The 12,542-nt window shown below is 65.8% G+C and carries 11 protein-coding genes; 5 read left to right on the top strand and 6 right to left on the bottom strand.

Annotated elements, in window-relative coordinates; genetic code table 11:
• Position 1 precedes the first annotated feature (1 nt).
• From FBY28_RS02450 to FBY28_RS02430, 5 genes are read left to right on the top strand one after another with little or no spacing between them, the layout of a single operon-like run.
• Positions 2–793, top strand: a complete 792-nt coding sequence (locus tag FBY28_RS02450; protein ID WP_141864032.1) for a coniferyl-alcohol dehydrogenase — start codon at positions 2–4, stop codon at positions 791–793.
• Positions 794–811: 18 nt separating this feature from the next.
• Entirely contained in the window at positions 812–2,221 is a 1,410-nt protein-coding gene (locus FBY28_RS02445) for an aldehyde dehydrogenase family protein (RefSeq protein WP_216847454.1), read from the top strand.
• Positions 2,221–2,406, top strand: a complete 186-nt coding sequence (locus FBY28_RS02440) for a ferredoxin (protein ID WP_141864030.1) — start codon at positions 2,221–2,223, stop codon at positions 2,404–2,406. Before FBY28_RS02445 ends, FBY28_RS02440 begins: the two co-directional genes overlap by 1 nt.
• Positions 2,407–2,452: 46 nt before the next feature.
• The gene (locus FBY28_RS02435) at positions 2,453–4,045 is read left to right on the top strand and encodes an FAD-dependent oxidoreductase (RefSeq protein ID WP_141864028.1); all 1,593 of its coding nucleotides are present in this window, start codon (positions 2,453–2,455) and stop codon (positions 4,043–4,045) included.
• 13 nt (positions 4,046–4,058) lie between these two features.
• Entirely contained in the window at positions 4,059–5,252 is a 1,194-nt protein-coding gene (locus FBY28_RS02430) for an acetyl-CoA hydrolase/transferase C-terminal domain-containing protein (protein WP_141864026.1), read from the top strand.
• A gap of 92 nt (positions 5,253–5,344) precedes the next feature.
• Here FBY28_RS02430 and FBY28_RS02425 read toward each other — a convergent pair whose 3' ends face one another.
• The 6 genes from FBY28_RS02425 to FBY28_RS02400 form a co-directional block, all read right to left on the bottom strand.
• On the bottom strand, positions 5,345–6,658 hold the full coding sequence (locus tag FBY28_RS02425) for a cytochrome P450 (protein WP_141864024.1): 1,314 nt from the start codon (positions 6,656–6,658) through the stop codon (positions 5,345–5,347).
• Between the two features lie 144 nt (positions 6,659–6,802).
• Complete coding sequence (locus FBY28_RS02420) at positions 6,803–7,954, bottom strand: acyl-CoA dehydrogenase family protein (RefSeq protein ID WP_141864022.1); 1,152 nt, start codon at positions 7,952–7,954, stop codon at positions 6,803–6,805.
• 5 nt (positions 7,955–7,959) lie between these two features.
• Positions 7,960–9,111: an acetyl-CoA C-acetyltransferase gene (locus FBY28_RS02415; RefSeq protein WP_141864020.1), complete on the bottom strand. Its 1,152-nt coding sequence runs from the start codon at positions 9,109–9,111 to the stop codon at positions 7,960–7,962.
• 67 nt (positions 9,112–9,178) lie between these two features.
• A complete protein-coding gene (locus tag FBY28_RS02410) occupies positions 9,179–9,850 on the bottom strand; it encodes a TetR/AcrR family transcriptional regulator (protein ID WP_141864018.1) in 672 nt (223 codons plus the stop codon).
• Positions 9,851–9,905: 55 nt separating this feature from the next.
• On the bottom strand, positions 9,906–11,111 hold the full coding sequence (locus FBY28_RS02405) for a phosphotransferase (RefSeq protein ID WP_353618505.1): 1,206 nt from the start codon (positions 11,109–11,111) through the stop codon (positions 9,906–9,908).
• A 224-nt stretch (positions 11,112–11,335) separates the two neighbouring features.
• Positions 11,336–12,499: an acyl-CoA dehydrogenase family protein gene (locus FBY28_RS02400; protein WP_141864014.1), complete on the bottom strand. Its 1,164-nt coding sequence runs from the start codon at positions 12,497–12,499 to the stop codon at positions 11,336–11,338.
• Positions 12,500–12,542: the final 43 nt, after the last annotated feature.

Below are 12,542 nucleotides of genomic sequence, written 5' to 3'. Positions count from 1 at the left end.
CATGTCCGAATTCAGCGGTAAACATTTCGTCGTGACCGGCGCCGCGTCGGGGATCGGCCACGAGGTCGCCGAGCAACTGCTCGCGGCCGGCGCCTCGGTGACCAGCCTGGACCGCAACCGGCCGACCGCGGCCGTCACCCGCCACATCGAGGTCGACCTGGCCAACCCGCGCAGTATCGACGCGGCCCTCGAATTGCTGGAGGGACCTTACGACGGACTGATGAATGTGGCAGGTATTCCCGGCACCGCCCCGGCCGATACCGTGCTTGCGGTCAACAGTCTCGCCGTACGCCACCTGACCGAGGCGTTCTTCGAGCGACTGGTGCCCGGTGGTTCGGTCACCGTGGTGTCCTCGACGGCGGGCTTCGGCTGGCCCGAACGCCTCGATGCCATCCGGGATCTGTTGGCCACCGAGACATTCGAAGAGGGAGCCGCGTGGTTCAAGGCTCACCCGCAGCAGGGCAACGCCTACAACTTCTCCAAGGAAGTCACCACGGTCTACGCCCAGTCGATGGGTTTGGCGCTGGCGCAGATGGGATTGCGCATCAATGCGGTGTTGCCGGGCCCGGTCGAAACACCGATCCTCGTCGACTTTGAAGAGTCGATGGGCAAGGACACCCTCGACGGGGTCAAGGACCTGTTGGGTCGCCACGCTCAGCCTGCCGACGTCGCCGCTGTGGTGTGCTTCCTGGCCTCTGACGCGGCACGGTGGGTCAACGGCCAGGCGCTGGCGGCCGACGGCGGTATCAGCGGCGCGGTGGCCACCGGTGTCGTCCCGAAGCCCGAGATCTGAGTCTGCGCCATGACATCGATGTCTCCGACGACACCCTCGGCCACGATCCGGGAACCGGTATCCGAGAACGCCGGCGGTGAACGCGTCGAGTTGCACCGGGTCTTCCGCACCGGACGGACCCGTGGGCTGCGGTGGCGGCTGGACCAGTTGGCCGCGATCGAGGCGCTGTGTGACGAGCAGGAGCCGGCGATCGCCGCGGCGCTCGCCGAGGATCTCGGTCGGCCGCCGGTGGAAGCCTGGCTCGGTGATATCGCCTCGACCAAGGGCGAGGCGGTGTATGCGCGCAAGCACCTCAAGAAGTGGATGCGCCGGCAGCGCCAGCCGTTGCCGTTGGCGCAACGACCCGGACGTGGCTGGGTGCAGTACGACCCGCTGGGCAGCGTGCTGGTGATCGGGCCGTGGAACTATCCGTTCTATCTGAGCATGGGTCCGCTCGTCGCCGCGGTTGCCGCGGGCAACTGCGCACTTCTCAAGCCCTCCGAACTGGCGCCGGCCACCTCGGCCCTGCTCGCCGACCTGGTGCCGAAGTATCTCGATAGCCAGGCGGTGCGGGTCGTCGAGGGCGATGGTGCAACCACGCAGCGACTGATCGCGCAGGGCTATGACCACGTGCTGTTCACCGGCGGCACCGAGATCGGCCGCAAGATCATGGCCGCGGCCGCCCCGACGCTGACCCCGGTGACACTGGAGTTGGGCGGCAAGAGCCCGGTGATCGTCACCTCTGATGCGGATCTCGACGTCACCGCCCGGCGCATCGCGTGGGTGAAACTGTTGAACTCAGGGCAGACCTGTATCGCTCCGGACTATGTCCTCGCCGAGCGTTCGGTGGTGGATACCCTGACCGCCAAGATCGTCGAGAACATGGCGGTGTTCCGGGCGCAGGAGGCCTCGACGGGTCAGCGCATCGTCAATCGTCGTCAGTTCGACCGGTTGCGTGGGCTGGTCGAATCCACCTCGGGCACGATCGTCACCGGCGGTGGGTGCGTCGAGGCCGAACTGCGTATCGAACCCACCGTCATCCGTGATCCCGCGCCGGACGATGCGGTGATGGCCGACGAGATCTTCGGTCCGATTCTGCCCGTCTTGGGGATCGAGAACACGGCGGCAGCAATCGAATTCATCAATGCGCGACCAAAGCCGCTGGCCTTGTACGTATTCACCGGCTCGAACCGGCTCGGCGAGGACCTGATCGACGCGATTCCCTCGGGTGGCGCGGTGATCAACCATGTGGCCATGCACTGCCTGGTACCGCAACTGCCGTTCGGCGGCGTGGGGGCCAGCGGAATCGGCCAGTACCACGGGCGTTGGGGATTCGAGGCGCTCAGTCATCGCAGGGCGGTGCTGGCCAAGAGCGCCAAACCCGACCTGGCGCTCACCTACCCGCCCTATACCGATCGCGCGATCAAGATCATGAGGAGGTTGTTCTGATGGGAGTACGGGTCGACAGCTCCAGGTGTTCGGGCATCGGCATGTGTGAGATGACCGCGCCGGACGTCTTCGAAATCGGCGACGACGGGCAGGCACATGTGATCGGGGATCCGGATGGGAACCGGGAGCTGACCGCAGAGGCCATCTCCAATTGCCCCACCAGCGCGCTGTCATTCGACGACTAGCCCGGCGCGGCACCATCTTCAGCGATCGAGCACCCGAGGAGAATCGATGACCTTCGTCATCACCCAGAACTGCTGCACCGATGCCAGCTGTGTTCCGGTCTGTCCGGCCGACTGCATCCGCCCGGCGCCGGACACCGCCGGGACCGCGGCGCCGATGCTCTACATCGATCCCGCCAGTTGCGTGGATTGCGGTGCGTGTGTGGCGGTCTGCCCGGTCGGCGCGATCTATCACGAAGATGACCTGCCGGAGTCCCAACTGCGATTCAAGACCATCAACGCCGACTACTTCGCCGGCACGCCGCTGGACATCCGGGCCACGCCCGCACGGTGGTCACCGACACCGGTCGGCCGCGATGCGTTGCGGGTGGCGGTCGTCGGTGCCGGTCCCGCGGCGTGTTACGCCGTGGCCGACCTGACCCGCAGCCCCGGCGTGCGTGTCGACGTCTTCGACCGTCTGCCCACCCCCTATGGGCTGGTCCGCTTCGGTGTGGCCCCCGACCACCAGCACACCAAGGACATCACCTCGGTGTTCGAGACCGCGCTGTCCGGGCCAAGCGTGCAGTGCTATTTCAACGTCGGTGTGGGCGCCGACGTCACCCACGAGCAGCTGACGGCGTCCTATGACGCGGTGATCTATGCCACCGGTGCCACCCGCAGTCGCGAGCTCGGCATTCCCGGCGAGCGGTTACCCGGCAGCGTTGCCGCCGCCGATTTCGTCAACTGGTACAACGGCCATCCCGATCACGCCGAGGCGACGTTCCCGCTGGACTCGGAGCGGGCGGTGATCATCGGCAACGGCAATGTCGCGCTGGACGTCGCACGGATCCTCGTCCTGGACGAGGCGACCCTGCGCGCGACCGATATTGCCGAGCATGCGCTGAACGAGTTGCGCCGCAGCGCGGTTCGCGAGGTCGTGATCCTGGCTCGCCGTGGTGCCGGGGCGGGTGCGTTCTCGGTCGGCGAGCTGATGGCGCTCGGTTCCCTGCCCGATGTCGACATCGTCGTGGAGGGCGCCCTCGGTGAGCGGCCGGACGATCACGAGGGGGCGCTGAAGTTCGATATCGTCGGCGAGTACGCCGCGCGTCCGACCGTCGCCGGTCGTCGCCGCATCGTGCTCCGGTTCGGTGCCCGACCGTTGCAGGTGAGCGGAACCGGGCGGGTCGAGGGGTTGGTCATCGCGGACGGCGATGAGACCAGCACGATCGAGACGTCGATGGTGTTGCGTGCCATCGGGTATCGACCGGCACCGGTGCCCGGCCTGCCATCCGACCCGGATACCGGGGTGGTGTCCAACCACGCGGGACGGGTGACCTCCGACGGTGTGCCCGTGCCGGGGCTGTATGTCACCGGCTGGGTCAAGCGCGGCCCGCGTGGTGTCATCGGGACCAATCGACTGTGCGCCCGTGAGACGGTGGAAAGCCTGTTGGCCGATGCCGCCGCTGGACGGCTGCCGACGCCGACGGCGCAGCCGGAGGCGATTCGCGCCCGCCTCGGCGAGCAGGGGGTCCCGGTCGTCGACTGGTCGGGTTGGCGCCTGATCGACGATGCCGAACGGGCGCAGGGGTCGGTCGCTGATCGGCCACGGGTCAAGGTCGTCGACCGCGCCGCGCTGCTCACCGCGGCCGGCGTGGCCGGTTAGCCGGCCACCATCGGTGCACACGTCTGACCTTGCCGGCCTGCTCGCGCTCCTGCCGACCGGCCGCGGCCCCGTCATCGCGCTCGGTGACGGGGTGGGCGCACTTGGCTGTCTCGCCGAGAACACCGAAACGATCGGTGCGGTACTGAGCGACTATGCGGCGAACACCGCCGGCGTGACCCTCGTCCTCGGGTGGAGCCCTGTTGCTCCGCAGGATGTTTCGGCGGGAGCTTTCGCACGGATCGTGACGCTGATGCCGGGCTGGGGCGTCCGCGGTCTACTGCCACACTCCGCTACCCGTGCCATACCGACCAGTCTTGCCGCGATTCCGGGACTGTTGACCGGACCGCTACGTCCCGACGTCCTGATCACCCGAATGACCCTTCGTCGTGGTTCCGTGCATTTCTGCACCGAGGTGTCATGGCAGCAGGCGTTGGTCGATGCCGGCGTGCCGGTTTGGGCGGTGCTCGACGATTCTGCACCGGCTGCCAGCGCGGAATCCGGGCTGCCACTGGATGCGGTGTCGGTGTTGGGCCGGACGGGTGACACGCCGGCATGTGTGGCCCCGCGGGCGCCCGAGCCGCTGCACGAGGAACTGGCCGACCGGGTGCTGGCGCTGATCCCCGAGGGAGCCCGGGTGCAGTACGGTCCCGGACAGCTGGGTACTGCACTGCTGCAACGCGGTCGCACACCCATGGCGGTCGACACCGGGCTGTTGACCGATGCGGTGATCGATCTGGAGCGCCGTGGGCTGCTCATCGGCGAACCGTCGGCGACGTATCTTTTCGGCGACCGAGCCCTCTATGACTGGGCCGATGGACGGCCCATCCTGCGCGGTATCGGGCACAGCCACGACATCACCAGATTGTCCCGCGGCCGACCCTTTTTCGCGGTCAACACCGCCATCGAGATCGACCCGTTCGGTCAGGTCAACGTCGAGGGTGTCGGCGACAAGATCGTCGGTGGCATCGGGGGACACCCCGACTACTGCGCAGCCGCGCGGCTGCATCCGCATGGGCTGTCGATCATCGCGGTCGGTTCCGGATTCGGCGGGCGCTGCACCCTGGTGGACACGCTGAGCAGGCCCGCATCGACACCGGCCCATGACATCGAGGTGATCGTCACCGAGGCCGGGCACGTGGATCTGCGTACCGCGGACTGGGGGCAGCGACGTGCCCTGATCGAGAAACTCTTCGACAGGTCGCGCTGACCGGCCGGTGCCGCCCACACAGACCACGGCACCCCCGCTCCGACAACGGTGTCGGAGCGGGGGTGCCGGTTCGTTCGGGGAGTTGGACGAGCTCAGCGCCCGACCGGACAGCGCGCCTCGGCATGCATGGTCTTCACCGCGGCGGCGAAGTTGCTGACCAGCATGTCGGGTTCACCGAACCGCAGCTCGGGCAGGCGATGCAGGATCTGATCCAGCATGTGCTTGAGCTGCATCTTGGCAAGGAAGGCGCCGAGGCAGTAGTGCGGGCCGCCGCCACCGAAGGCGACGTGCTGATTGGGCTTGCGGCTGATGTCGAAGGTCCAGGGGTCGGGGAACTCGGTCTCGTCGCGGTTGCCCGAGGAGTAGATCATCACCACCCAGTCACCCTTGCGGATCTGGCGTCCGCCGAGCACCGTGTCCTGGGTCGCGGTGCGCCGGAAGGTCATCACCGGCGTCACCCAGCGCAACACTTCGTCGATGGCGGCGTCGATCCTGCCGTCGAAATCCTCGAGCAGATACGCCGTCTGGTCCGGGTTGTCGACGAACGCCTTCACACCCAGTGACAGCGTCGTGCGGGTCGTGTCGTTGCCCGCGAAGGACATCAGCACGAACATCGAGGCGAGTTCGTCGTCGTCGAGCTCGTGACCATCGACGGTAGAGGTGACCAGGTTCGACCAGATGTCGTCGCGAGGGCAGGACCTCGTCGTCTCGGCGAACTCCAGTCCGATGCTGAGGTTGCCGACCAGGGCATCGTTGAGGACCTCGGCAGACGATCGTCCTGCAGCGATGTCGGGGTCGTTCCAGCCGGCGAGCTCATCGGCGAAGTGTGCCGCTTCATCCCGTTTCTCCACGGGGAGGCCGGCCATCTCGTAGATCGTGTTCATCGGCATCTGCTTGGCGACATTCTCGACCCAGTCACCGGAACCTTTGGTCAGGAATTCGTCGACGATCGTCGCCGCCCGGTCGCGAATCTGGTCTTCGATGCGCTTGACCTGGCGAGGCGTGAACGAGCCGCTCATCAGCCTGCGATAGGTGAGATGGCGTTGACCGTCCATCGCCAGGAACGACGATGCGGCTTCGAGGAACTCGTCCGGTACATCTTCGAGTTGGATACCGCCGCCGGAACAGAAGATCTCGGGATGTGTGCTGACCTCGCGGATGAGCTCATGGGAGGTGACGGCCCAGAATCCGGCGACTCCCGAAGGTGCGAGGTCGCTCTCGACAGGCCGCTGCCAGCTCACCGGTGCACGGCGGCGCAGTTCGGCGAAGGCGATATCGCGCTCACGCGCCGATTGCGCCCAGAACGATTTGGGGGAGATGTCGACGGGGTCGTACTCGCGATCCGCGGGGTTGTCTGTATCTCGATAGTTTTGCGCTGGTGCCGAATCCACCGGGCTGCTGGTCATCGGGCGCTCCTCGGGTGTGCAAGCCATTGAATTTTTAGTATAGATTCGAAAATCGGAACGGATCAAGGTTTTTCGCCCGATGGGTTGTCCTGCCGACGAATATGCCCGGGGCCGGTTGTTCCGGTCCCGGGCATAAACAGACGCTCAACGGGCGGCGATATCGCGCCCGATGATCTCCTTCATGATCTCGGTGGTGCCGCCGTAGATGGTCTGGATGCGGGTGTCCAGATAGGCCCTGGCGACGGGATACTCCATCATGTAGCCGTAGCCGCCGTGCAGTTGCAGGCACCGGTCGATGACCCGCTTCTGCAGCTCGCTCAGATACCACTTGCCCTTCGCCGCGTCGACCGCGCTCAACTCACCGGCGTTGTAGGCGAGTACGCTGCGGTCGGTGTAGGCCTCCGCGATATCGATCTCGGTCTCCATTTCGGCGAGTTCGAAGCGCACATGCTGTTTGTCGGTCAGCGGCGCGCCGAATGCCTGCCGGTTCTGGCAGTACTCCACCGTGGCGTCGAAGATGGCCCGAGTGGTGGCCATCGCCTTGGCGGTGACGCCGAGCCGTTCGCGGGGCAGATGGCTCATCAGGTACTGCAGACCCTTGCCCTCGTCGCCCAACAGATTGGCAGCAGGCACCACGGCATCCTCGAAATAGAGTTCGGCGGTGTCCTGGGCGGGCAGACCGAGCTTGTCGAGTTTGCGGCCGCGTTCGAATCCGGGAGTGTCGCGTTCGACGACGAACAGGCTGAAGGCGCGTGAGCCACCGTCGGGGTCGGTCTTGGCGGCCACGACCAGCACATCGGACATGATGCCACTGGAGATGAAGGTCTTCTGGCCGTTGAGGATCCAGTTGTCACCATCGCGGCGGGCAGCGGTGCGCATACCGCGCAGGTCGCTGCCCGTGCTGGGCTCGGTCATCGCCAGGGCGCCGATCAGCTCGCCGGCGGCGATTCCCGGCAACCAGCGTTGCTTCTGTTCGTCATTGGTCAGGTCGAGCAGGTAGTGCAGCACGAGGTCGTCCTGCAGGCTGACGGTCAGCCCGAACGAGAGCGCGTTGATCCGGGCGATCTCCTCGCACACGATCATCCGGTACCGGTAATCGACCTCGCCGGATCCGCCGTAGGTTTCGGGAACCTGCAGGGCGTAGATGCCCGATTTGGCGGCACGCGCGAAGACGGAGCGGTCGATCCAGCGCTGCTGGTCCCAGTCATGCTGATGCGGAACCACTTCGCGGGCAAGGAACTCCCGCACAGTGTCCCGGTAGGCCTCGTGGTCGGCTTCGTAGAGTGAGCGCTTCATGATGATCAGAGGCGTTCGATGATGGTCACGTTGGCCTGGCCGCCGCCTTCGCACATGGTCTGCAGGCCGAATCGTCCGCCGGTGCGCTCGAGCTCGTGCAGCATGGAGGTCATAAGCCGGGCGCCGGTGCAGCCGATGGGATGTCCGAGCGCGATTGCACCGCCGTTGGGGTTGACCTTGGCGGGATCGGCACCGATCTCGGCCAGCCAGGCCAGCACGACCGGAGCGAAGGCCTCGTTGATCTCGACGACGTCGATATCGTCGATCGACATACCGGCGCGTTTGAGCGCGTGCTGGGTCGCGGTGATGGGTGCCGAGAGCATCATCACCGGATCGGCGCCGCGTACCGACATGTGGTGGATGCGAGCGCGGGGGGTCAGTCCGAATCGGTCGACAGCAGACTTGGAGGCGACCAGCAGTGCGGCAGCGCCATCGGAGATCTGGCTGGCGACTGCGGCCGTCAGCACTCCGCCTTCCACCAGGGTGGGCAGCGAGGCCATCTTCTCGGCGGTGGTGTCCGCACGCGGGCCCTCGTCGACGCTGACGCCCTTGAACTCGGTGATCTCCCTGGCGAAGTGGCCGTCGGCGATCGCGGCGAGAGCGCGGCGATGGCTTTCCAGGGCGAACCGCTCGTTGTCCTCGCGGCTGAGCTTCCATTGGGCCGCCATCATCTCGGCACCACGGAACTGGGAGATCTCCTGATCGCCGTAGCGGTCCTGCCAGCCTTCGCACCCGGTCCACGGATCGCTCGATCCGAAGGGCTCGCCGGCGTTGAACGCGCACAGGATGGGGTACTGGGTCATCTTCTGGACACCGCCGGCGACGATGAGGTCCGATGTTCCACTCATCACGGCCTGGGCGGCGAAATGCACTGCCTGTTGGGCAGATCCACACTGGCGGTCGATGGTCACGCCCGGCACGGACTCCGGCAGTCCGGCGGCCAGCGCCGCGGTGCGGGCGATGTCACCGGCCTGGCTGCCGATGTTGTCCAGACAGCCGAGGATCACATCGTCGATGGCCACCGGGTCGATGTCGTGGCGACCGGTGACGGTCTTGATCACGTGGGCGGCCATATCGGCCGGGTGTGCGTCTGCGAAACCGCCCTTGCGCCGTCCGACGGCGGTGCGGGTGGCGTCAACGATATAAGCCTCAGTCATGACAATTAATTTAACATAGAATCAAAAATGTCGGCAATCCGGTGTTTCATAACGAGCGGCGCGAGCGTCACCGCTTGCGGCGGGTCTTCGCCGGTGGCGCCGGACTCAGGCCGTGACGGACGAACACCTGGGCGTTGTGAACCATGGTCTCAACGGAGTTGCGGCGCGGGTCCCACCATTCCGCCGCCCAATTCAGCGCGCCGAGAACCAGGGCCTGGGCCAGCATGGGATCGAGATCTTCGCGGATCTCGCCGTCGTCGGCGGCGGCATTGACCAGTCCCCGCCAGATCCGGGTGTAGGCAGCCTCTTCCTTCTTCTGCCGGGCCTTCAGATGATCGGGGATCTGGCCTGAGTTGCGGATGGTGGCGCGGGCATAGTCGGAGAGCTCAAGCTCGTGCTGCAGATGGGCCTCGACCGCGCTCATGATCCGATCCATCGAGTTCATGCCGTCGGGAAGCGCGTCGAGCACACCGCTCAGATGTCGTCGCATATCGCTGATCCCGCAGAACATGACCTCTTCGATGAGATCGTCGCGGGACTTGAAGTAGTAGTAGATCGCCGGCGCCTGCAGATCGGCCTGGGTGGCGACATCGGTGAGGCGGGTGCCCGCGTAGCCCTTGACGCTCAGGACGCGCGCGGCGGCGTCGAGGATGCGTGCCCGGGTGCGTTGCGCCTTGGTGTCACCCGACGTGTCATCCGATGCTTCACGTGATTCGGCAATCGCCGGCTTTCTCGCCATGGCTCGATGATAGGAGTTGGCAGGGCAGAAATGCGGCTGCGCCCGCACATCGTCGCTATGTTGTCGGCAACACCGACCGGTCGATGGGCTGTACCCGGACGTCTTGGACGTCGCGCATACCCGGTGCGATCAGATCGATCTGCCGGTAGACGCGGCGGGTCAGCAGGGCGAGGATCTGGCGTTCGCGGTCCGTCGCGGGTGCCGAGCGTGCGGCGTCCTCCAGTGTCTGATCGACTGCTCGCCAGGTCGGGGGTATCGCCCCCAATGCAGTGGTCGCTTCGTCGCGATCGAACTGTTCCACATGCTCGGAGCTCTTGGCGCTCCGATGGATTCCGGGCAGCAGATCACGCACGATGCGCAAGCGGAATGCCAGATGGTCGTCGATGTCCGGAGTGTCGAGGATGTCGTCGACGATGCGGCGCACCGCGTGATGCGCGGCGTCGTGACGGATCGCCGGATAGCTCAGAGGCGCCGGTGCTTCGATGTCATGACCACCCTCTTCGGCAATGATCTGCAAACACAGCATGAGTGACATCAACGACCAGGCTTGCCACTGGGCGAGGTCGAACTGTGGTGGCGGATCCGCGCGTGTCCCGGCCGAGAGCATTGCCGTCAGCAGCGCGAAACGCACGGCGTGGAAGTTCACCACGCCGCGGTCTATCGGTGCTCCGGTTTCGGCGGCGTACACCGCGAAGGCGTGCGTCAGGTTTCCGATCGGCTGTGCCGTATCGCGCATGCGCATGGCACCGAGGTCCGCCATCGGGTCACCGAGGCAGGAGAACTCGACGTCCATCAGCGCGGTGACCCGGTTGTCCAGATGCAGGAACTGACCGGCATCGAAATGGATCCATGACACTTCGGTGCGGTGGTCTGGCACGTGTCGATGCAGCCACGCGATGATGAACTCGATCACCGGATCCGGGCCCGGTTTGATCTCCCGATACCACTTCTCGGAGAGCCCGAAGCCCATGTAGCCGATCTCGCGCGGCCCAGTGGGCCTGGAGAGGCCGATGGCTTCGAATGCGCCGGTATCCAGCCGATGTGCGTATGCGAGTCGGCGCATGTAGTCGGCGATGACGGCATCGCGGGTCGGCGCGCGATCGTGGGCGTCGAACCGGTCGCGGCCATCGACCGCGGCCATCATGATCGCCTCGGGGTCTTCGCAGAACGCAATCGGTTCCGCGACGGCGACGCCGTGCTCGTGCAGCACACGCATGATGTCGTACTCGCGGCGCAGGGACAGCGTGCGGGTCCAGGGCATCGATTCCTCGCGCTGGCAGCGGAGGTAGAGGTGTCGTTGCCTACCATTGACCTCTACGGTGACATACCACGCCGGCCGCCATCGGGATTGCCTTCGGCACTCGATGATTCGGCCCGCCGTGACCGTTTCGACCCATTCGAACAGCCGAGGCCACGGGTCGGCGAGCGATCGCCAAACAGGGGAGAGGCTCGCGTCCGTGGTACCTGTCATATCGTGACTCCCCATCAGATGGTGCCGCGTGAGACGAGTTGGGCGGCGATGACGTTGCGCTGGATCTCGTTGGTTCCCTCGCCGACGATCATCAGCGGAGCGTCGCGGAAGTATCGCTCCACGTCGTATTCGGTGGAGTATCCGTACCCGCCGTGGATGCGCACGGCATTGAGCGCGATCTCCATGGCCGTCTCCGAGGCGAACAGCTTCGCCATACCGGCCTCCATGTCGGCACGTCGTCCGCTGTCGTAGCACTGTGCAGCGTGCAGCGTCAGCTGACGGGCGGCGGTCAGCTTCGTGGCCATGTCGGCGAGGTAGTGACCGATGGCCTGGTGTTTCCAGATGGGCTGGCCGAAGCTCTCCCGTTCCTGGGCATAGGCCAGCGAGTCCTCCAGTGCTGCGGTCGCGACACCGAGGGCGCGGGACGCGACCTGGATTCGTCCGGTCTCCAGGCCGCGCATCATCTGGGTGAAGCCCTTGCCGGGCACGCCGCCCAGAACGGCATCGGCCGGGACTCGGCAATTGTCGAAGGACAACTCGCAGCTCTCCACCCCCTTGTACCCGAGTTTGGGTAGGTCGCGCGACACTGTCAGGCCCTCGCCGTGTTCGACGAGGACGACCGAGATGCCGGTGTGTTTGGGTGTGGCCTTCGGGTCGGTCTTGCACAGCAGTGCGATCAGCCCGGACCGGCGGGCGTTGGAGATCCAGGTCTTCGCGCCGTTGATGACGAGTTCGCCGTCATTGTCGGGGGCGGGCAATGCCGTGGTGGTCATCGCTTGCAGGTCGGATCCGCCGCCTGGCTCGGTCAGTGCCATCGTGGCACGCATCTCCCCGCTGGCCATCGCCGGAAGATACTTCTGGCGCTGTTCTTCGGTGCCGAACTGGGACACCAGCTTGGCCACAACGGTATGCCCGCCCATCGCTCCGGCGAGGCTCATCCAGCCGCGCGCCAACTCCTGGGTGACCAGGACGTAGCAGGCGGTGGACACCGGTGTGCCGCCGTACTCCTCGGGAACGGCCAACCCGTAGATCCCGATACGCTTCATCTGACCGATCCACGCCTCGGGGTACTCGTTGGCGTGTTCGACGTCGCGCACCGTCGGTCGGACATCGCGATCGACGAACTGACGCACGGTGTCGACGAGCAGGTTTTCTTCCTCGCTGAGCTGACTCACCATACCGATACCGTACTCCACTTTTTATTTCATGTTAAATTCTTCG

It is taken from the genome of Arthrobacter sp. SLBN-53 (genome assembly GCF_006715585.1).
GTDB lineage: Bacteria > Actinomycetota > Actinomycetes > Mycobacteriales > Mycobacteriaceae > Mycobacterium > Mycobacterium neoaurum_A.
This window is presented reverse-complemented; position numbering and strand designations above follow the sequence as displayed.